This window comes from Streptomyces canus (assembly GCF_030816965.1).
GTDB classification, from domain to species: Bacteria; Actinomycetota; Actinomycetes; order Streptomycetales; family Streptomycetaceae; genus Streptomyces; species Streptomyces canus_E.
In genome coordinates this window covers 6659695-6680637 of the sequence record NZ_JAUSYQ010000002.1, presented here as the reverse complement: position 1 = coordinate 6680637, position 20943 = coordinate 6659695, and the positions used below count along the sequence as shown (strand labels likewise).

At 70.9% G+C, this 20943-nt stretch carries 19 protein-coding genes; 7 read left to right on the top strand and 12 right to left on the bottom strand.

What is annotated here, in order from left to right:
* Positions 1–104: 104 nt before the first annotated feature.
* The 8 genes from QF027_RS31825 to QF027_RS31795 form a co-directional block, all read right to left on the bottom strand.
* The gene (locus QF027_RS31825; RefSeq protein WP_307078550.1) at positions 105–1811 is read right to left on the bottom strand and encodes a DUF3492 domain-containing protein; all 1707 of its coding nucleotides are present in this window, start codon (positions 1809–1811) and stop codon (positions 105–107) included.
* A 190-nt stretch (positions 1812–2001) separates the two neighbouring features.
* Positions 2002–3594: a dipeptide ABC transporter ATP-binding protein gene (locus tag QF027_RS31820; protein ID WP_307078548.1), complete on the bottom strand. Its 1593-nt coding sequence runs from the start codon at positions 3592–3594 to the stop codon at positions 2002–2004.
* A complete protein-coding gene (locus QF027_RS31815) occupies positions 3591–4589 on the bottom strand; it encodes an ABC transporter permease (protein ID WP_306976677.1) in 999 nt (332 codons plus the stop codon). Before QF027_RS31815 ends, QF027_RS31820 begins: the two co-directional genes overlap by 4 nt.
* Positions 4586–5590 (bottom strand): ABC transporter permease, encoded by a 1005-nt coding sequence (locus tag QF027_RS31810; protein ID WP_306976679.1) that lies wholly within the window; start codon positions 5588–5590, stop codon positions 4586–4588. The genes QF027_RS31815 and QF027_RS31810 overlap by 4 nt, the downstream gene beginning before the upstream one ends.
* A gap of 4 nt (positions 5591–5594) precedes the next feature.
* Positions 5595–7313, bottom strand: coding sequence for an ABC transporter substrate-binding protein (locus QF027_RS31805; RefSeq protein WP_306976681.1), 1719 nt, complete (start codon positions 7311–7313; stop codon positions 5595–5597).
* Positions 7314–7475: 162 nt separating this feature from the next.
* A complete protein-coding gene (locus QF027_RS49695) occupies positions 7476–7571 on the bottom strand; it encodes an Ms4533A family Cys-rich leader peptide (protein ID WP_311714713.1) in 96 nt (31 codons plus the stop codon).
* Between the two features lie 57 nt (positions 7572–7628).
* A complete protein-coding gene (locus tag QF027_RS31800; RefSeq protein ID WP_373432514.1) occupies positions 7629–9233 on the bottom strand; it encodes a DUF3152 domain-containing protein in 1605 nt (534 codons plus the stop codon).
* Positions 9234–9670: 437 nt separating this feature from the next.
* Positions 9671–10759, bottom strand: coding sequence for an alpha/beta hydrolase (locus QF027_RS31795; RefSeq protein ID WP_306976683.1), 1089 nt, complete (start codon positions 10757–10759; stop codon positions 9671–9673).
* A 189-nt stretch (positions 10760–10948) separates the two neighbouring features.
* On the opposite strand from QF027_RS31795, the gene QF027_RS31790 reads away from it, so the two are divergent.
* The 4 genes from QF027_RS31790 (at position 10949) to QF027_RS31775 (ending at position 12892) form a co-directional block, all read left to right on the top strand.
* Positions 10949–11173, top strand: coding sequence for a hypothetical protein (locus tag QF027_RS31790; RefSeq protein WP_307078546.1), 225 nt, complete (start codon positions 10949–10951; stop codon positions 11171–11173).
* A gap of 219 nt (positions 11174–11392) precedes the next feature.
* Entirely contained in the window at positions 11393–12034 is a 642-nt protein-coding gene (locus tag QF027_RS31785) for a TetR/AcrR family transcriptional regulator (RefSeq protein ID WP_306976687.1), read from the top strand.
* Between the two features lie 177 nt (positions 12035–12211).
* The gene (locus QF027_RS31780; protein ID WP_020119766.1) at positions 12212–12439 is read left to right on the top strand and encodes a DUF3107 domain-containing protein; all 228 of its coding nucleotides are present in this window, start codon (positions 12212–12214) and stop codon (positions 12437–12439) included.
* Between the two features lie 183 nt (positions 12440–12622).
* The gene (locus tag QF027_RS31775; protein ID WP_306976690.1) at positions 12623–12892 is read left to right on the top strand and encodes a hypothetical protein; all 270 of its coding nucleotides are present in this window, start codon (positions 12623–12625) and stop codon (positions 12890–12892) included.
* Between the two features lie 108 nt (positions 12893–13000).
* On the opposite strand, the gene QF027_RS31770 is transcribed toward QF027_RS31775, so the two are convergent.
* Positions 13001–13747, bottom strand: a complete 747-nt coding sequence (locus QF027_RS31770; RefSeq protein WP_306976691.1) for a ferritin-like fold-containing protein — start codon at positions 13745–13747, stop codon at positions 13001–13003.
* A gap of 495 nt (positions 13748–14242) precedes the next feature.
* On the opposite strand from QF027_RS31770, the gene QF027_RS31765 reads away from it, so the two are divergent.
* Together QF027_RS31765 and QF027_RS31760 are read left to right on the top strand one after the other, a co-directional pair.
* Positions 14243–16921: a DEAD/DEAH box helicase gene (locus QF027_RS31765; RefSeq protein ID WP_307078544.1), complete on the top strand. Its 2679-nt coding sequence runs from the start codon at positions 14243–14245 to the stop codon at positions 16919–16921.
* A 238-nt stretch (positions 16922–17159) separates the two neighbouring features.
* The gene (locus tag QF027_RS31760; protein WP_306976695.1) at positions 17160–18029 is read left to right on the top strand and encodes an alpha/beta fold hydrolase; all 870 of its coding nucleotides are present in this window, start codon (positions 17160–17162) and stop codon (positions 18027–18029) included.
* Positions 18030–18073: 44 nt separating this feature from the next.
* On the opposite strand, the gene QF027_RS31755 is transcribed toward QF027_RS31760, so the two are convergent.
* Positions 18074–18967 carry an NYN domain-containing protein gene (locus QF027_RS31755; protein ID WP_306976697.1) on the bottom strand — a complete coding sequence of 298 codons (894 nt, stop codon included), beginning with the start codon at positions 18965–18967 and terminating at the stop codon, positions 18074–18076.
* A gap of 194 nt (positions 18968–19161) precedes the next feature.
* Between QF027_RS31755 and QF027_RS31750 the strand changes: the two genes are divergently transcribed.
* Positions 19162–19314 carry a hypothetical protein gene (locus tag QF027_RS31750; RefSeq protein ID WP_007384531.1) on the top strand — a complete coding sequence of 51 codons (153 nt, stop codon included), beginning with the start codon at positions 19162–19164 and terminating at the stop codon, positions 19312–19314.
* An 82-nt stretch (positions 19315–19396) separates the two neighbouring features.
* Here QF027_RS31750 and QF027_RS31745 read toward each other — a convergent pair whose 3' ends face one another.
* Both QF027_RS31745 and QF027_RS31740 read right to left on the bottom strand, forming a co-directional pair.
* On the bottom strand, positions 19397–20002 hold the full coding sequence (locus tag QF027_RS31745) for a MarC family protein (protein ID WP_307078542.1): 606 nt from the start codon (positions 20000–20002) through the stop codon (positions 19397–19399).
* Positions 20003–20084: 82 nt separating this feature from the next.
* Entirely contained in the window at positions 20085–20942 is an 858-nt protein-coding gene (locus QF027_RS31740) for a PHP domain-containing protein (RefSeq protein ID WP_306976703.1), read from the bottom strand.
* Between the last annotated feature and the right edge of the window lies 1 nt (position 20943).

Here is a 20943-nt window from a genome sequence, read left to right as displayed (position 1 = left end):
CCGCCCGTCCCTCACGGACGTCTCCCGCGTCAGCCGCTCCTCCGACTCCATGCCCCACGCCCCCGAGCTGCCCGGGGTGCCGGGGCGGTCGAGTCCCACGTCGCTCATCCCGACGCTCCTTCCGTGGCGGCAAAGGGAGGCGTCGCATGGACCGGGGGTCCCGCGGCCCAGCCGGGCCCACCTCGGGCCACGACGCGGGTGCTGAGCTCGGTCCAGTGGCCGGGGACATGGGCCTCGGCGGGGGCGGCGAACGGGAGGGGCTCGCCGGTGTCGTCCAGCACGACCCGGCGGACCGGCGTGTGCGAGACGATCTCCAGGTAAATGCCGTGAAATGCCGTGATGTTCTGCTCCACGGTGAACAGTTCGAGGGCACGGGCGCGCGCGGCGGCGCCGAGGCGCTCACGGCGCTCGGGGTCGCGCAGCAGCGTCACACACGCCTCCGCGAGCGCCTTCGGGTTGCGCGGCGGGACGACGAGCCCCGTGCCGCCGATGACCTCCACGACCGCGCCGACATCGGTGGACACGGTGGCCCGGCCACAGAACATGGCCTCGACGAGGCTGATCGGGAAGCCCTCGACGACGCTGGACAGGACGGTGACCGCGCCCGAGGCGTATGCGTCGGCGAGAGTCGGCACCTCGGGACCGCCGATCTCCTCGAAGGAGACGGGATTGTCGCCGACGGCGTGCAGCCCCTCCGCCTCGTCCGGGAAGAGCTGCGCGGCCAGCGCCTTGCAGTGCCCCAGGTAGGCCGCGCCCTCGGGGCCGGTGGGCGCGCCGACAATCCTCAACCGCGTCTTGGGCTCCTCCTTGCGGATCTCCGCGAAGGCATGGAGGAGGGAGATCAGGTCCTTGGCGGGTTCGACGCGGCCCACCCAGACCAGCCTGTCCGGGTCCCCGCACTCCGCGGACTCCCCCACCTCCGTGAAGCGGGCGGCATCCATGCCGGGGTAGACCGTGCGCAGCTTCTCGCGGTCGGCGCCGCACCGCTCCTGCCAGCGGCGGGCGTGGGTGTTGCCGGGTGTGACGACCGCGGCCCGCCGGTAGGTCTCGGTGGCCAGCCGGCCGTGGAAGGCAGCGAGCAGGGCCCGTACGGCGGGCGCGGAGTCGGTGTCGGCCAGGTAGTGCGTGCGCAACCGCACGCCGTACTCGGTCACCAGCAGCGGGACGCCGCAGAAGTGGTGCGCGAGGAGACCGGGCAGGGCGGCCGGGCCGCCGGAGGCCGCGTGGCACAGGTCGACCGCGCCGAGGCCGTCGTCCTCGTACCAGTCGAGCGAGAGGGGGCGCAGGGCGCGCTCCAGGTGCGCGGCGACAGCCAGCAGATCCGGTACGCGCGCCTCCCGCGCCGTCTGCCGGGCGCCGGGTGCGCGGCAGGCGCGCTCCAGGGCGCGTACGGCGGTCTCGGAGCGGAGCGCCCCCACCAGTCCGCCTTCGTCGCGGGCGAGTTCGGCGAGCCCGTACAGGGCGCTGGCGAAACGGTCCGCCTCGGCGGCCGACAACTCCCCCGAGGCGTCGCCGACCCCCCCTTCACACAGCGCAGCCGCCAACTCGCCGTAGGACTCGGCGAACCGACGGCGCGCCCGCCTGCCGTACACCACCCCGTCGTCCGGCGCGGTCCACAGCGGGGCCGTGATGACCCGGCCGACCTGCGGCGGCAGCTGGACCCAGCCCTCGTCCTCCTGGCGCTCGCTGCGACTGAGCGCGTAGATGTCGAACTCGTGCTGCTCGAGGCCGCGCACGAGCCGGTCGCACCAGAGCCTGGCGTCACCGCTCACATACGGATAGCCACCCTCCGTAAGCAGTCCTATGCGCACGAGTGCGCCCCCGATCTCCCGTGTCGAGAGCCGCCGTTGGTCCGGCGGCTCGCAGCGGGACGAACGTATGCGGACAAGGCGGTGGCGCGATGGACGGTTGTCCATCGCGCCACCAAAAGGGGTGAACGGTCGTAACTTTCCCGTGCGGATCGCGTTCAGTCGCGCTAAGAGATCATGCGAACACGGAACGTCAGGTCACGGCCACTTCCCGGCGCTCCGCCCTGCGCCGGGCCGCGATCCGCGGATCGAGCGCCGGTACGGCGGCCAGGAGCTGCTTGGTGTACGGGTCCCGGGGGTTCTCGTACACCTCGTCGGCGGGCCCGGTCTCGACGATCCGGCCGCGCCGCATCACGGCGACCCGGTCACTGACCTGGCGTACGACGGCGAGGTCGTGCGCGACGAAGACCAGCGCCAGTCCGAGCTCCCGCTGCAACTCGCCGAGCAGGGCGACCACCTGGGCCTGGGTGGTGACGTCGAGCGCGGAGACCGGCTCGTCGCAGACGATGACGCGCGGGTCGGCCGCGAGCGCCCGCGCGATGCCCACGCGCTGGCGCTGACCGCCGCTGAACTCGTGCGGGTAGCGGTCGTAGTGCGCCCCTTCGAGCCCCACGCGCTCCAGGAGTTCCGTCACGCGCCCCCGGATCCGCTTCTCGTCCCGTTCACCACGCGCGCGGAGCGGGTCGGCGATCGACTCGCCCACGCTGCGCCGTGGGTTCAAGGACGAGACGGGGTCCTGGAAGACCATCTGCACGGCCGGGTTCACGCCCACACGCGCGAGACCGTCGTGACGGACATCGCCCGCCGTCGGCTCCAGCAGCCCGACCAGCATCCGCCCCAGCGTCGTCTTGCCGCTGCCGCTCTCGCCGACGACGCCGAGGGTCTCGCCCCGGTGGATCGTCAGCGAGACGTCGTCGACGGCCACGAAGGCCTTCTTGCCGCGGCCGAACTCGCGCCGCAGGCTCTTCGCTTCGAGGACCACCTCGCCGGATGCCCGGGAAGGCGCCCGCGGCGCGTCCACGCGCGGTACCGCGGCGAGCAGTTCGCGTGTGTACGCCTCCCGCGGGGCCCCGAGCACCGCGGCGACCGGCCCCTGCTCGACCGCGCGACCGTGCCGCATGACGAGCACGTCGTCGACGCTCTCGGCGGCGACGCCCACGTCGTGCGTGACGAGCAGCAGGCCCATGCCGGTCTCCTGGCGCAGGGTGTGCAGCAGGTCGAGGATCTGGGCCTGGACGGTCACGTCGAGCGCGGTCGTCGGCTCGTCGGCGATCAGCAGCTCGGGCTCGCAGGCCAGCGCCATCGCGATGAGGGCGCGCTGACGCATGCCGCCGCTGAACTCGTGCGGACGGGCCCGGGATCGCCGTACGGCGTCCGGAATGCCGACCCGGTCCAGCACCTCCACCGCACGCGCGCGTGCCGCTCGTCGCGACACACGCGTGTGCACGCGGTACACCTCGGCGATCTGGTCGCCGATCGCGTAGTACGGGTCCAGGGACGACAGCGGGTCCTGGAAGACCATCGCGGCCTTCGCTCCCCGCAGCCGCCGCAGGTCGTCGTCCGACGCCTGCTGTACGTCCGCTCCGGCGACCTGGACCGAGCCGCCCACGCGGGCGCCCGTGCCGCGGTGCAGCCCGAGCAGGGCCGAGGCGACGGTGGACTTGCCGGAGCCGGACTCGCCGACCAGAGCGAGGGCGGCGCCCTGCTCCAGGCGGAAGGAGAGGCCGTCGACGGCCCGCAGCTCGCCGAACTCGACAGTCAGGTCCGTGACATGGACGAGGCTCATGCGAGCACCACCCGTCGGTCGGCCACCGCGTACAGCACGTCCGCGACGGCGTTGGCGAGCACCACGAAGAAGCCGATGACCAGGACCATCCCGACGACGACCGGGAGGTCGACGACATTGACCGCGTGGACCAGTTCCTGGCCGATGCCGGGGAGGCCGAAGAGCGTCTCGGTGAGGACCGCGCCGCCGATCGCCGAGCCGACGTTGTTGGCGTTCAGGGCGATGACCGGCGCGAACGCCCCGCGCAGGGCATGGCGGCCGACGATCTTCCGCTCGCTGACGCCGTATGCGCGGAAGGTGCGGATGTGGTCCTCGGCCAGCGTCTCCAGCATCGACGCCCTGGTCAGCCGGGCGAACGCGGCAGCCTCGATGAGGGCGAGCGAGAGCCATGGCAGCAGCAGGTTCCACGCCCACTGCTCGGGGTCGTCGGTGAGCTTCACGTACTGCGGGAAGGGCAGCAGTTGCAGTTCACCGCAGACGACGATCATCAGGACCAGGCCGATGACGAAGACCGGGGTGGCCCAGCCCGCCAGCGTGAGGGCGGTCAGCACCCGCTCGGTGAACCGGCCGCGCCGCCACGCGGAGAGCACGCCGGTGCCGACGCCGAGGAGCAGCCAGATGATCATCGCGCCGAACACCAGCGACAGGCTCACCGGGAGCTTCGTCAGGATGATGCCCAGGACCTGCTGGTCGCCCTGGTACGAGAGCCCGAGGCACGGTGCCGAGCAGTGCTCCACCGAGGTGCCCGTGGAGTAGTCCTGGCCGGCGATCAGGCCCTCCAGGAAGTGCCAGTAGCGCACCCACAGCGGGTCGTCGAGTCTCAGTTGCTGGGCCACCTGGTGCACCTGCTCCGGAGAACAGCGCGGGCCGCAGGTGATCTGGGCGACGTTGCCCGGGGTGGCGTAGAAGACGACGTAGACGATCACCGAGATGGCCAGCAGGGTCACCACGGTGCCGACGGCACGGCGGAACAGGAAGCCTCCGAAGCCGCTCATGCGGTGTCCTCCTTGCCTGCCCTGGCCTCGCGCCTGCGGCCCGTGCCGACGCTCAGCCGCGAGGCAGCGCGCGGGTCGAGGGCGGTGCGGACACCGTCGCCGAGGACGGTGAGGGCCAGGACGGTCACGAACAGTGCGCCCGCAGGCAGCAGCAGGTATTGCGGAGCCGCCTGGTACCAGACGTCCGCGGCGGTGAGCATCTGGCCCCAGGACGGCGTCGGCGGCTTCACGCCGACGCCCAGGAACGACAGGGCGGCCTCGATGCTGATGTTGACCGGCATGAGGATCGCGGCGTACGTGATGACCGGCGCGGCGAGTCCGGGCAGGAGTTCTCTGCGGGCGATGCGCCAGGTGCCCCAGCCGCTGAGCCGGGCGGCCGAGACGTAGTCGAGCCCCTTCAGCGTGAGCGTCTGGGCCCGCACGATCTTCGCGATGTTGCCCCACGCGATGAACCCGATGACGAGCGTGACCAGGACGGGCCGGGGGAAGCTGGACGGGACGATCGCCAGCAGCGCCAGGGACATGATCATCAATGGCAGGGCGACGAAGACATCGGTGATCCGGCTCAACACTTGATCAACCCATCCGCTGGCGAGCGCGGAGGCGATTCCCATCACCACGCCCACGAAGACCTGGATGACGGTCGCGGCCAGCGCGACTCCCAGGGAGACCCGGGCCCCGTACACCAGCCGGGCGAACAGGTCGCGGCCGGTCTGGGGCTCGACGCCGAGCCAGTGGTCCCCGCTGATGCCCCCGAAGGAGCCGATGGGTACGCCTCCGCGCGCGGAGTCGATCAGGGAGGGATGGTAGGTGGTCGGGTCCTGGCCCTCCAGCGCGGTGAGCAGGGGCGCCGCGAGGGCGACCAGGACGAGCAGTGCGACGAGGGCCGCCGCGACCATGGCGGCGCGCTGCGTCCGCAGCCGCCGCCAGAACTGACGGGCCCCCGAGGCCCCCGGGACGGATGCCACGGGGACCTCGGTGGCGACAAGTGCCTCGCTCATCGGGTTACTTGACCGCGACCTGCGAGATGTCCAGAACGCCGGTCCAGTCGCTGATGACGACGTTCTTGATGTCCTTGCCGTACAGGCGCTTGTAGACCGGGTGGAACAGCGGCACGGTCAGTGCCTGCTCGCCGATCTTCTTGTCCAGTGCGCCCCATCGCTTGGCGGCCGCGTCAAGATCGGTCAACTTGTTGATCGCGTCAATCTCGTCATTGACCGACTTGTTGTTGAGCAGGCCCGTGTTGAAGTTCGCGCCGTCCTTGACGATCTGCCGGCCGTCGAAGATGGGGGCGAGGAAGGGACCGCCGGAGGGCCAGTCGGCACCCCAGTGGGCGAGGAAGAAGCCGGGCTCGGTCTTCACGTTGTGGATCGTGTCCGAGTAGTCGTTCTCCTCCAGGCCCTGGAGCTTGACCGTGATGCCGGCCTTCTTGAGCGCGTCCTGGACCGCGGTCGCGATCTCGGGGCTGGTCTCGAAGTCCTTGGCGTTGGAGTGCGTCAGCGTGACCGTGAGCCCGTTCGGGTAACCGGCTTCCTTCAGCAGCTCCTTGGCCTTCGCCGCGTTGCCCGTCGCGCCCGCCGGGAAGAGGTCGTACGGCTCGTAGCCGAAGGACTTCTGGTTCGGCAGGTAGGTGGTGGCGGGCTCGGCGAGCGCGCTGCCGCCGGCCGCGTTGACCACGGAGGAGCGGTCGATGGCGTACGAGACGGCCTGCCGCACCTTGACGTTGTCGAACGGCTTGACCGTCGGGTTGAACGCTATGTAGTTGGTGTAGCCGAAGTGCCCGGTGCCGACGCGGGAGGCGAGCTCCTTGTCGCCCGTCACCTTGGCGAGCTCGGCCGGGCCGAGGTTGGTGTCCGCGGTGACCGCGGCCGCGTCCGCACCCTGGGACGACGACAGCCGCTGGTTGATCACCGACGAGTCGAGCCTGGACTTGACGTCGATCCTGTCCGGGTACGCCTTGCGCTCGGCGTCCGTGGAAGCGGACCAGTACGTGTTGCGTTCCAGGACGAGGTGCTCGCCGTCGTTCTCGTTGGTGACGACCTTGTACGGGCCGGACGAGACCGGGTGCTCCTCGTACTTCGTACCCGTGTCCTTGGCCTTCGGGACGGGCGTGAACTGCGTCTGCGTGGCCAGGTACGGGAACTCGCCCTCAGGCTTGTTCAGGTGGAAGACGATGGTCCGCTCGTCCGGCGTCTCGATCGCCGCGAGGCCCTTCTTGTCCTTGTACGGCCCCTGGTAGTCCGCCGCGCCGACCAGCCAGTCCCGCAGGTAGGGGGCGCCGCCGGAGAGTTCGGGCGCGAAGGAGCGCTCGATGCCGTACTTGATGTCGGCCGAGGTGATCGCGGTGCCGTCCTCGTACTTGAGGCCCTTCTTCAAGGTGTACGTCCACACAGTCGCGTCCTTGTTGGGGCGCCCGGTGTCGGTGGCGAGGTCGGGGACGACCTTGGCACCGGCGGCGCCGTTCTCGCGGTTGCGGGTGGTGAGGGTGCGGAAGACGAGGGAGGGCACGTTGCCGCCGCCGGAGGTGTAGAGGCGGGCCGGGTCGAAGTCTTCCTGCGGGTTGGAGTTCAGGACCGTCAGGGTGCCGCCCTTGTGGGGCGTGGAGTCGCCGCCGGAGCTCTTGGCATCGTTGTCCTCAGGACCGCAGGCGGCGGCGCCCGCTGCCAGAACCAGGCTTACGGATACCGCGGCCACACGGCGCGCTGTGAGGGACGGGTGACGCATCGGAGACGACCTCTCGAATGACATGTCTCGAATGGCGAGACGAATTGACGAAGGGTGAGACGAAAGTGGATGGACGTCTGCCCCGGCGTCGGGTCGTCGAAAGAGCCATGACTGAGGTCACGGAGAAAAGCGGGATTCGCGACGCGCGCCTGAGGGCGGGCGTCAGCGACAGAGAATGTCGGCCACGCAGAGCGGGGTCACACCGATGAGCGCCAGCTGAATGGCGGCGCTGCTCTCGACGGCATGACTAGACCACATGCGCAGCAATATGTACGACCGAATCAACCCATGTCAATGTGACGTGGACGCCATCCGTCAACTCCCGGGGTACGGCCAGGGGTTGGCCCGGCAGTGGATCCCGTCGTGGTCGAGGAACTTGGTCTGCTGCTGCATCACCGGCGCGAGTTCGCCGTTCTTGTCACAGGTGACATGGGAGTAGCCGAGGCGGTGACCGACCTCGTGGTTGATCAACATTTCACGGTAGGCATGGATCCGATCACCGTATGTGCTTGATCCCTGCGCCCAGCGATACGCGTTGATCATCACGCGTTCGGTGGCGGCCGAGTCGCACGAGACGTTGTCCTCGGTGGTGTCGAGGCCGGACTTGGCGCACCAGTCCGCCGTGGTGCCGGGGCTGGCGAGAGTGATCACGAAGTCGGGCTTGCCCGAGTAGACGCGCTCGAAGGTCCGGGCGCCGCTGTGGGCCCAACTGCGGTCGTCGTTGAGCGTCTTCTGCACGGCCTCGGCGAAGAGTTCGCCGTCGAGTCCTAGACCCTGCTCCACGTCCACGCGGTAGGTGTACTTCTGTCCCTTGCCGGGCGCCTTGTCGACCCCCGGGATCGCGTCGAACTTCCCCGAGCCGTCGAGCTTGGCGCTGAGCGGGTACTTGGTGCCCATCGCCTGTTCGTACGTCAGCGTCGCCGCACTGGCCGAGGAGGACGGCGTGGGCTGCCCGTCCGCGCCCGTGGCGGAGTCGCGGGCGTCCCGGGCCTGGTCGGTCGCGGACTGCGTGCCCACGGCGGTGTCGCGCCCGTCGGTGACCTGTCCTGCCACGACGACGGCGAGCACGGTGACGACGGCGGCGGCCGCGATGCCGGTGAGCGCCCGGCCCTTGCCACCCTTGACCACCGGCGGGTCGGTCGGCGGCGCGTCGCCGGAGTCGGGGCGGTCGTTCTCGTCGGTGTCTGTGTCGGTGTCGGTGTCGGTGTCGGTGTCGTCGGGCCAGTCGGTGACCGAGCCGTACGGGTCGGAGGGGTGCGCGGCGACGGGTGCGCGGGCCCCTGTGACGGGACCGTTCACGGGAACAGGGCCGCGGGGCCCACCAGGGCCACGAGGGCCGTCGGGCGCGAAGACGTCGACCTCGTCGGTGAACGCGTCGAGGTAATCCTGTCGTGGCCCCGATCTCGATCCCGACGAGCCCTGCCGCTGCTGCGGAGGAGCGGCTCCCGGTCCGGCGGCGTACCCGTCCGGTCCGTGACCGCTCAACTCCCCCCAGCCGCCACCGGATTCACGCTGCTCGGGATGGCCACCACGGGCCCGGGGGACGCCATGGGCCGGGGTGCCGTCGGGCAGCCGAGGGAAACCGTGCAGGGGCGTCCCGTCCGGGAACCGCCGCACACCTTGGCCGGTCGGACCGTCGGACACACGAGGGACTCCGCGCGCCGGCGTGCCGTCGGGCAGCCGAGGAAACCCGTGTGCCGGCGTGCCGTCGGGCAGCCGAGGAAACCCGTGTGCCGGCGTGCCGTCCGCAAGCCGAGGAAAACCTTGTGCGGGCGTCCCGTCCAGAACCCGGGGAAACCCTTGCGCGGGCGTCCCCTCCACAAGCCGAGGAATGCCATGTGCAGGCGTGCCGTCCGCAAGCCGGGGGAAACCATGTGCGGGCGCCCCATCCGGAACCCCAGGAAACCCACGCGCAGGCATGCCTTCCACAGGCCGAGGAAATCCATGTGCAGGCGTGCCATCGGGAAGCCGCGGGCCGCCCTGCGCAGGCACCCGGTACCCGGCAGCGTCGGCCCCGGGTCCAGCCCCGGGGGCCCCGCGGTCCGGCGTCCCGCCTCTCGGTGCCCTCTGCCGAGCAGCCTGCGGCGCCGGAGCGGGGGAAGTCGGCATCCGTCCCCGGCCGGTCGCCTCCGTGCCCAGACCTGCGACGCCCCGCACTCCCTCGAAGCCCGCCCGGCCCGTCGCCTCCCTGCCCAGACCTGCGACGCCCCGCACTCCCTCGGCACCCGCCCGGTCCGTCGCCTCCCTGCCCAGACCCTCGGCGCCCGCCCGGCCCGAATCAACCCGGTCGGAACTGCCCTTGTCGGGCCCCTTCTTGGGAGCGGGCCCGCGTCGACTGTGGCGTCCCACGCCCTGCCTCAGCTCCCCACAGTCGTGGCGTCGGCCCCGTCACCGGAAGCCGTCGCGGCATCGCGCCCGTCACCCGAGTCCCCCTCACCGGAGGCACCCACGGAGCCGTCACGCCTGTCAGAGCCTCCCACGGAACCGCCGGAAGTCGCACTGTCCACCGCGAACTCCCGGAACGCCGCCGCCACCGTCTCCGGGTACTCCATCATCGCCACGTGCCCCGCCTCCGGCAGGGTCAGCAGTCGGGACTCGCGGAAGGCTCGGGCCGCCTTCTGAGCCATGCGGAAGCCGACGAGCTGGTCACGGCCGCCGTAGACGAGGAGCGTGGGCGCGAGAACACGCTCGGCCTGGCGCCACAGCGCGTGCTGGCCGCCCAGTGTGTACGCGTTCACCAGCCCGCGCGCGGAACGCGTCATCGCGTCCCAGAAGTACGGCAGTTGCAGCCGCCGCTCCATCTCCTCCACCGCGTACCGGAAGCCCTCCGGAGTGACCCGCCCAGGGTCGCCGTAGCACAGGGCCGTGACCCCGCGGACGCGCTGCTCGGCCGTCCAGTCCTTGCTGTACCGGGTGAACAGACCGGCCACCCCGGGCACCGCCAGCAGCCCCGTGGGCACGGCGGTGCGCTGGACACGGATCTCCGGGAGGGCCGGCGAAACAAGGGTGAGAGTGCGCACCAGGTCGGGCCGCACCGCTGCCACACGTGTGGACACCGCACCGCCGAGGGAGTTCCCGAAGAGGTGGACGGGACCGCGGCCGGACGCGTCGAGAAAACGGATCACCGCGCGCGCGTGCGCGGTGATCGAGTAGTTGCCGTCGTCCGGCGGCGGGGAGTCACCGAAGCCCGGCAGATCGACGGCCTCGCCGTCGACGTCGCCCTCCAGCTGCTCCATCAGCGCCGACCAGTTCTGCGAGGAACCGCCCAGGCCATGGACGTACAACGCGGGCGGCAGCCCCTCGCGCGCGGGTGGTCTCGAACGCACCGTCAGAGTGATCCCCGGCAGCCCCACCGACCTGATCCGCTCGCCCTCACCGACCCTGACGGGCGCCACCTTCGGAAGCACGGTGGCGGGCGGCACGAAGGGCAGCTCGGGCGAAGACATGCGGCAATGTTACGAGACGATCACGCAGTGGTTCATGTGTTCGCCATCACAGAGCACGTGTACGAGGTGCGCATACGGCGACACGTACATCGCATGGCGTCCAGATCGTGTGTCTCCTAGGCTCGTACACAGGGCACCCGAATGTGGCCCCCTGTGTACAGCAGGGACGTTCTAGGAAGGGAGCCCACCATGACCTACGACCCCACCGACCCCGAGGCCTTCACCGACTCCGAGGAGGACGACGTCGTCGAGCTCGACGTCGAGGCCCCCGAGGTCGACGCGGCCGAGCAGCACACCGACATCGCGCCCGACCGCGACGACCCCCTGACCGGCGTGGACCCCGAGCGGGCCAACGAGGCCGACCTCGTCGAACAGACCAGGGTCGTCTCGCTCGACGAGGACGACTATCGGTGATGTCGGCCGACGCCGAGCGGCCGACGAGGCACTCATCAGGGCATTCCCGAGCAGGAACAGGGCGGCCGATGCCCACTAGATGCATGTTTGAAACCTTTGGGCGGTTTTCGTCACCGTCCGGTCCGTGAAATTCTGCGTTCGTACCGCGCACAGCACGGTTACCGAAAAGTACGATGGCGGCGCGGCGCACACCGCATGTGGACGACATTGGGAGGCGGCGTGACAGCCATCGAGCAGACAGAGGCGGCACGCCCGCGCGGGACGCGCCTGCCGCGCCGTGCCCGACGGAACCAGCTGCTGGGCGCCGCGCAGGAAGTCTTCGTCGCGCAGGGCTACCACGCGGCCGCGATGGACGACATCGCCGAGCGCGCCGGCGTCAGCAAGCCGGTGCTCTACCAGCACTTCCCGGGCAAGCTCGACCTCTATCTCGCGCTGCTGGACCAGCACTGCGAGTCCCTGATCCAGGCGGTACGCACCGCGCTCGCGTCGACGACCGACAACAAGCAGCGCGTACGGGCGACCATGGACGCCTATTTCGCGTACGTCGAGGACGACGGCGGTGCCTTCCGCCTGGTCTTCGAGTCGGACCTGACGAACGAGCCCGCGGTGCGCGAGCGCGTCGACAAGGTCACCGTCGAGTGCGCCGATGCGATCTCCGAGGTCATCGCGGAGGACACCGGCCTCTCACGCGCGGAGTCGATGCTGCTCGCCTCGGGCCTCGGTGGCCTCGCCCAGGTGGTGGCCCGATCCTGGTTGCACAGCGACCGCAGCGTCCCGCGCGACCAGGCGGTCCAGCTGCTGACGTCACTGGCGTGGCGGGGCATCGCCGGATTCCCGCTGCACGGCACGGAGAACCACTGAGAGCAGCTCTGGGACCACCATCGACCCGCACGCGCGCGTGCGCGTCGTTTGTTCCCGTCCGTTGTTCGCTGTTGGCGTTCTCGCGCGGAACGTGTACGTCCCCTCACCGGGTTAATGTGTGCTGGGTATACGGCGCGGAAGGTCGCGCACTTCACTGACCGTCGGAGGGACATAGCCGTGGAGGTCAAGATCGGCGTGCAGCACGCGCCCCGCGAGATCGTTCTGGAGAGCGGTCAGAGCGCCGAGGAGGTCGAGCGGGCGGTGGCGGAGGCCCTGGCCGGCAAGTCTCAGCTGCTGAGCCTGGTGGACGAGCACGGCCGCAAGGTCCTCGTCCCGGCCGACCGTCTGGCGTACGTCGAGCTCGGTGAGCCGGCTCCGCGCAAGGTGGGCTTCGGCGCGCTGTAGGCGGACAGACGAAGAGGGGCCCGGCGACCGGAAGTCGCCGGGCCCCTCTTCGTGCCGCGGGCAAGATTCTTTTTCTCCACGTATGGAGCACGGGGACCACACGGAGGAGGATTGCATTCCGCAGGTCACGGGTATGACGGGCTACGACCGTGATGCGCAGTGTGGCCGTGTGGGAGGGACCCCATGATGTTGATCGAAACGCTCGGCTCCGCACTTCTCGGTCTTGTACTGGCAGGGGTGGCGGTACACCGCCTCGCCCACCGCCTGCCGACCCGCTCCCTGGTCCTCGCCACGGGTACCGCCGGAGCCCTCTTCGGCGCCTTCGTGACCCACACCGCGCTGGACCCGGGCAACATCCTGCTGATCCTCCTGGGCGCGGCAGTGGTCTCGGTGGCGTCGCTGTCCCTGCTCCTGCGGCCGAACGGCAGGCTGCGGCGATCAGCGCCGGCGTAAGCACCGACTCCTTCAGGGGCGCGGGGCGGTATCGATCCGCGGCTCCGCCGCGTGGGCGCGACCAGCCCCCACGCGGCCGCGAGACGACCTGAGCCCCCTCCCAGAGCGCTAAGCCGCCAGGCCCAGCGCGGCCATCCGCTTCGTGTGCGCCTCGGTGATCCGCGAGAACATCCGCCCCACCTCGGCGAGATCGAACCCGTCGGCGACGCCACCCACGAGCATCGTCGACAACGCGTCCCGGTCGGCGACGACCCGCTGCGACTGCGACAGTGCCTCCCCCATCAACCGCCGCGCCCACAGGGCCAGTCGGCCGCCCACCCGCGGGTCCGCGTCGATCGCCGCGCGCACCTTCTCGACGGCGAACCCGGCGTGCCCGGTGTCGTCGAGGACGGCCAGCACCAGCTCGCGCGAGTCCGCGTCGAGCCGCGCCGCGACCTCACGGTAGAAGTCACTGGCGATCGAGTCGCCGACGTACGCCTTGACGAGCCCCTCCAGCCAGTCCGACGGAGCCGTCTGCCGGTGGAAGCCGTCGAGAGCCGCGACGAACGGCTCCATCGCGAGCGTCGGCTCCTCACCGATCTCGGCCAGCCGGTCGCGCAGCTTCTCGTAGTGGTGGAACTCGGCCGACGCCATCTTCGCCAGCTCCGCCTTGTCCGCCAGCGTCGGCGCCAGCTTCGCGTCCTCCGCGAGCCGCTCGAAGGCCGCCAGTTCGCCGTACGCGAGCGCGCCGAGCAGGTCGACGACCGCGGCTCGGTACTGCGGGTCGGCGGAGGCCTTCGTCCAGTCCTGGGCGGCGACTCCGGTGGGTTCGGCAGGGGGCTCGGAGGCGTTGTCGGGCTTGTCAGAGGTCGTCATGAAGCGCACAATAGCCCGCTCTCCGGACGGCGGAAGGCCCTGGTCAATCAGTGTGACGACGACTACGTGACCAAATCGGCCATCGCATGTGCACGATTCCGGGGTATGGTGGTAATGCGCCTGCTGGTACGACGGCACTTCATGAGTGCACCGAACCTCGACAGGCCGCACGTATGAGGATGCCCGGTCGGTGGCCCGATCGGCTCCGACCCGACAGCCCTCCTCGCCCGTACGGCACAGTGCGTACGGAGTTCGGAGGGGGACCCTCAGCGGTACGAGCGCTAGAGCGTCGGCAGTGGTCCCGTGCCATTACGGCTTAGCCCGTAAGGCAGCCGACGTCCCCAGCACGGTAGACGACCCCCCGCGCTCGCCTCGCACCGCGCACACAGAAGAGGCAGCACCCTGACTACGACCTTCCGCGATCTCGGGATTCTCACCGAGACGGCCGAGGCCCTCGAAGCCGTCGGCATCATCAACCCGTTCCCCATCCAGCAGATGACGCTCCCGGTCGCCCTCTCCGGCTCCGACGTCATCGGCCAGGCCAAGACCGGCACCGGCAAGACGCTGGGCTTCGGCCTTCCGCTCCTCGAGCGCGTCACCGTCCCCGCCGACGTCGAAGCCGGCCGCGCCAAGCCCGAGGACCTCACCGACGCCCCTCAGGCGCTCGTCGTCGTCCCCACGCGCGAGCTGTGCACCCAGGTCACCAACGACCTGCAGACCGCGGGCAAGGTGCGCAACGTCCGCGTTCTCGCCATCTACGGCGGCCGCGCCTACGAGCCCCAGGTCGAGGCCCTCAAGAAGGGCGTCGACGTCGTGGTCGGCACCCCGGGCCGGCTGCTGGACCTCGCGGGCCAGAAGAAGCTCAACCTCGGCCACATCAAGGCGCTCGTCCTCGACGAGGCCGACGAGATGCTCGACCTGGGCTTCCTGCCCGACGTCGAGAAGATCATCAACATGTTGCCGGCCCGCCGCCAGACGATGCTGTTCTCGGCGACCATGCCGGGCGCGGTCATCGGTCTCGCCCGCCGCTACATGTCGCAGCCCACGCACATCAACGCCACCTCGCCCGACGACGCGGGCAGGACGGTCGCGAACACCAAGCAGCACGTGTACCGCGCGCACAACATGGACAAGCCCGAGATGGTCGCGCGCATACTGCAGGCCGACGGCCGGGGGCTGGTCATGGTCTTCTGCCGCACCAAGCGCACCGCGGCCGACCTGGCCGACCAGCTCCAGCAGCGCGGCTTCGCCGCCGGCGCGGTCCACGGCGACCTGGGCCAGGGCGCCCGTGAGCAGGCGCTGCGCGCCTTCCGCAACGGCAAGGTGGACGTGCTCGTCTGCACCGACGTCGCGGCCCGTGGTATCGACGTCGAGGGCGTCACGCACGTCATCAACTACCAGTCTCCCGAAGAGGAGAAGACGTACCTGCACCGCATCGGCCGTACCGGTCGCGCGGGTGCCAAGGGCATCGCGATCACCCTCGTCGACTGGGACGACATCCCGCGCTGGCAGCTGATCAACAAGGCGCTCGAGCTCAACTTCAACGATCCGCCGGAGACGTACTCCACCTCCCCGCACTTCTACGAGGAGTTGAGCATCCCCGCGGGCACCAAGGGTGTCCTGCCGCGGGCCGAGCGCACGCGCGCGGGGCTCGCCGCGGAGGAGCTGGAGGACCTGGGCGAGCCGGGCGGACGCGGGGCACGCGGCCGCGGTGACCGTGACCGGGGTCGCGGGCGTGGTGGCCGGGACGAGTCCCGCTCCGCCGACCACGAGCGTTCGGAGCGCACACCGCGCCGTCGCCGTCGTACCCGTGGTGGTACCTCGGACGCGGCGGCCCCCACCGAGGCGGTCGCCCCGTCGGAGACCACCGCGGTCGAGGACACCACCGCGACCCGCACCCCGCGCCGTCGTCGCCGCACCCGCGGCGGGGCGTCCGACTCGGCTCCGGCCACGGTGACCACGGCAGCGGCGGCGGTCGAGCCGGTCGTGTCCGAGGCCGCGGAGTCCGCCGTCACGGCGGCGGAGGGCCCGTCGCTCGACACCGAGACCCCGGCCAAGCCGCGCCGCCGCCGGACCCGCAGGTCCGCGGAGACGCCGACCGCGGTGGAGACGGTCGTCGAGACCACGCCGGTCACCGAGGCCGCTCCGGCCACGAAGCCGCGCCGTACGCGCAAGACGGCTGCTGCGGCCCCGGCCGCAGAGGCCGCCCTGGACACGGCCGAAGCCACGGAGACCAAGCCGCGGCGGACGCGGAAGTCCGCGGCTGCGGCTCCCGCCGCCGAGACGGCGGTGGACACCGCGGAAGGCACGGCCACCAAGCCGCGCCGCACCCGCAAGACCGCGACCGCGACGCCGGAGGCCACCGCCGACACGGCGGAGACCGCGGAGGTCAAGCCGCGCCGTACCCGCAAGGCCGCCGCCACGGCTACGACCGCCGCCGAAACCGCGGTGGACACGGCCGAAGCCACCGAGGCCAAGCCCCGCCGCACCCGCAAGACGGCGACTGCGGCTCCGGCCGCAGAAGCCGCCCTGGACACGGCCGAAGCCACCGAGGCCAAGCCCCGCCGCACCCGCAAGGCAGCTACCGCCACTCCGGCGGCAGAAGCCGCCCTGGACACGGCCGAAGCCACCGAGGCCAAGCCCCGCCGCACCCGCAAGACGGCGACTGCGGCTCCGGCCGCAGAAGCCGCCGTGGACGCGGCCGAGGCTACGGATGCCAAGCCGCGCCGCCGTACCCGCAAGGCCGCCGAGCCCGCCGTGACCGCCGACATCCCGGCCCAGGCGGTCCGGGAGCCGGAGGCGGTCGAAGTGGCCAACCCACGGCGTACGCGAAAGACGGCGAGCTCGGCGAAGGCGGCCGAGACGGCAGTGGACACCGCGGAAGGCACGGCCGGCAAGCCGCGCCGCACTCGCAAGACCACGACCGCGACGCCGGAGGCCACCGACACGGCGGAGACCGCGGAGGTCAAGCCGCGCCGCACCCGCAAGACCGCGGCCACCGCCGAGGTCGTCGCGGACACGGTCGAGGCCAAGCCCCGTCGGCGTACCACCCGCAAGGCCGCCGAGCCGGCGGTGACCGCCGACATCCCGGCCCAGGCGGACCAGGAGCCGAAGGTTGCCGCGCCGCGCCGCCGGACCCGCAAGACGGCCGCCGCGGAGCCCGCGGACAGCTGATCCCATACCGACGGCCCGGCCCCTTCACCTGGGGCCGGGCCGTCGGCGTCCCCGCCCCGCACCGGTCCGTGGCAGCCGACGCCGACCACACCCTCCAAGGGGCGCGGGGCTGTATCCATATGCGCCTCCCCCGCGTGGGCGCGTCTGCGGCGCCCCGCCCCGCGCCACCGTCTGCGGCACCCCGCGGCGCCCCCCCCTACGGCGTCGGCCCCTCACCCCCGCCCGATACCCTCACCCCGTGAGCACCCGAGCCGTCTTCACCCCGCCCCCCGGCGCCCGTGCCTACCGCCTGCGCACCGCCCGCGGTGAGTTCGCGGTCATGGACTCGGCCGTGCCCCCCGGTGTCGCCGAGAAGGGCACCGCGCTGCTGCTGCCCGGTTTCACGGGGAGCAAGGAGGACTTCACGCTGCTCCACGAGCCGCTCACGGCGCGCGGATACCGGGTCGTGGCCGTGGACGGCCGAGGACAGTTCGAGTCGGACGGGCCGGATACCGACGAATCCGCCTACGCGCGAGGCGAGTTGGCGCGGGACGTGCTCGCCCAGGCCGACGCAATCGACACACCCGTGCACCTGGTCGGGCATTCCCTGGGCGGTCAGATCGCGCGCGCTGCCGTACTGCTCGACCACTCGCCCTTCCTGTCCTTCACCCTCGTCTCCTCGGGCCCCGCGCAGATCTCCGACTCCCAGCAACAGCGCGTGAAGCTGCTGCGGGACGCGCTCGGTGTGATGACGATGACCGAGGTGTGGGACGCCATCCTGGCCATGGGACCGCCGGAGGAGGTCGGCGGTCCCGCCCAGGGCATCGGGGACGTCGAACAGCTCCGCCGCCGCTGGCTGGGCAACAAGCCCGCCCAACTCCTCGCGACGGGACGCCAGTTGTGCACCGAGCCGGACCGGGTCGGCAAACTCGCCACCGTCCCGCTGCCGTTCCACGTCCTGTCAGGATCGCAGGACGACACCTGGCCGGTGCCTCTGCTCGACGACATGGCCGTACGACTGGGCGCCCGCCGCACGGTGATCCCCGGAGCCGAACACTCCCCCAACGCCGACCAGCCCCTCCCCACGGCCCGCGCCCTGGCCGACTTCTGGGACAGCGTCGGCCGTTGAGCGGTCAGTACGGCCGGCAAGCGCTCGGCACTGCCGACGAGCGATCAGTACTGCCCCTGCAAATGTTCCCAGAACCCGTCCCGCAGCGCCCGTCGCAGATCCGCCTGCCCCCGCAGTGAGTACTGGAGAAGCCCCTCCGCCTCCACCAGCAGGTCCTGGTCCACCGAGCCCGGCAGATACGGATGGCCGGGCAGCAGCTCCTGCAGCGCCGCCCTCCCCCGCTCCGCAAGCCACTTCGCGGCGATCTGCGCACCCACGAAACGGACGTCCTCGCGGGCGGGCCGGGTGGTCGTCGCCTCGTAGGGCACAGCCGCCCGCCGGGAGACGTACGGCTTGAAGAAGTCGAGGTCGAGGGTGCGCTGGCTGTCGACCTCCCAGAGGAGCGGTTCCGCCTGGTTGCGGCCCTCCGGTGCCTCGATGCCCCACAGGTGCACGCGGGCGCCGTAGCCCTGGGCCGCCTCGACCGCCGAGACGAGGTCCTCGTCTCCGCCCAGCAGTGCCGCGTCGCTGATCGCGCGGTGCCGGGCCAGGGACTCCAGGTCGGAGCGGATCAGCGAGTCGACGCCCTTCTGCTGGTTGTTGGCGTTGAGGTTGCCCAACCGGACCTTCACGTCCGGGAGTTCGGCGATGGACTGCTGTTCCGACGTGTGGATACGGCGTCTCGCGCCGTCGTACCAGTAGACCCTCAGCAGCCTGCTGTCCGCGAAGATGGTGCGGGCCCGGTCGATGAGGGCCTCGATCAGGCCCTCGGCGTCGAGGTCGAAGGCGCGACGGTCCTCGGTGCCGGCGACGAGTCGTCCCGCGGCCGCGTAGAGGTATCCCGCGTCGACGAAGATCGCATGCGTCGAGGGCGTCTTCGCGACCTCGGCGAGCATGCGCGTGAGCAGCTCGTTGGTGCGGTCGATGCGGGCGCTCAGTGGCGCCAGGTCGTCGTTCATCGCCACCATTGTCCCGGCGGTCACGCTGCGAACACAACCGGTCCCAAGGAGTCTCCGAAGACTCACTTACCGGTCAGTAGTTAGCTGTTCGAAAAATTTCTTTAGCGTAGGGAATGTTTGTAACACGCACCCCGTTGACTACTCACGTACGCAGTAATTCTCCGCAGGAGGATGACCAGACGAAGGGAGAAGCCATGCGCTTCGAAATCATGCGACTCGACGACGTCGACGGCACGCCCGTGGACAGCACTGTCGTGGACGCCGCCTCCGTCAACCGGATCGTTCAGCAGGCCGCCGCCATAGGACAGCGGCTCTGGATCCGTCCGGCCGACACCTCGGCCTCGTAACAGACGCGGATCACCGCCGAAGCTTCAGAGCCCCCGCCAGGCATCGACGCCGGGCGGGGGCTCTGCGCATACCCAGGGCCGCTCAGCCCGCCCGGACCACCTGGGTGATCCCGTTGATGATCTGCTGCACGGCGATCGCGGAGAGCATCATGCCCGCGAGCCGTGTCACCAGCACGACCCCGCCGTCCTTGATGACCCGGATGATCAGCAGCGAGTAGCGCATCACCAGCCACAGCACGACATGGATGGCGAGGATCGCCGTCCACACCGAGACCTGTGTGGCGACGCTGTGGGCCTTCTGCACGGCGAGGATGACGGAGACGATCGCACCCGGACCCGCAAGCAGCGGCATGCCCAGGGGGACGAGCGCCACGTTCACGTCCTTGGTCTGCTTCGGTTCGTCGGTCTTGCCGGTGAGCAGGTCGAGCGCGATCAGCAGGAGCAGCAGCCCGCCCGCGATCATCAGCGCGGGCACGGAGACATGCAGGTAGTTCAGGATCTGGTGGCCCAGGAGCCCGAAGACGGCGATGACACCACCCGCGACACAGACGGCCTGGAAGGCCATCCGCTTCTGCACCTTGCCGGGCCGGCCGGCGGTCAGCGCGAGGAAGATCGGGGTGATCCCGGGGGGATCCATGATGACGAACAGGGTGAGGAAGAGCGAGCCGAAGACGGCGACGTCGAACATGACGGAACTGGCCTTACCGAAGGGGGTGGAAGACGGAGCCGGGCACGGCCCGGCGCCGGGTGACGGGAAGCGGGATCGAGCCTCAGATTCCGCCGGTCCCCGGGACGGGAAACGCGCCCGTCGCCCGCCGCGTGATCTCCCCGTACACCTCGGGGTCCGTCGTGTACTCGCCGAGGGCGACCGTCTTGCGGCTGCCGTGGTAGTCGCTGGAGCCGGTGGTCAGCAGCCCCAGTTCCCTGGCGAGCCCGCGCAGTCGTACGCGCGTGTCCTCGTCGTGGTCCATGTGGTCGACCTCGATGCCGTCGAGCCCGGCGGCGGCCATCTCGGCGATCGCGGGCTCCGGGACGGTGTGACCGCGCTTGCTCGCGCCCGGGTGGGCGAACACGGTGACCCCGCCGGCCCCCTTGACCAGCCGGATCGCCTCGAAGGGGTCGGTCTCGTGCTTCTCCACGTAGGCCCGCCCGCCGTCGGCCAGCCAGTCGTCGGTGAAGGCGTCGTCCACGCTCTGGACGACCCCGAGCTCGACGAGCGCGGTGGCGACATGCGGCCGCCCGACGGACCCGTCACCGGCGATCCGCGCCACCTGCTCCCAGGTGACCGGCACGCCCAGCTCCTGAAGCCTGGCCACCATCCCGCGCGCCCGGGGCACCCGGTCGTCCCGCACCAGCTCCCGCTCGGCGAGCAGCGCCGGCTCCTCGGGATCGAAGAGGTAGGCCAGCATGTGCATGGACACCCCGCCGATCCGGCAGGACAGCTCGGCCCCGGTGACGAGGGTCAGTCCCACAGGCAGCGCGGCGATGGCCGCGCCGTACCCACGGGTGGTGTCGTGATCGGTGAGGGCGATGACGTCCAGCCCCGCAGCGGCGGCATTCCGCACCAGCTCGGCGGGCGTGTCGGTCCCGTCGGAGGCCGTGGAGTGGCAGTGCAGATCGATGCGCACG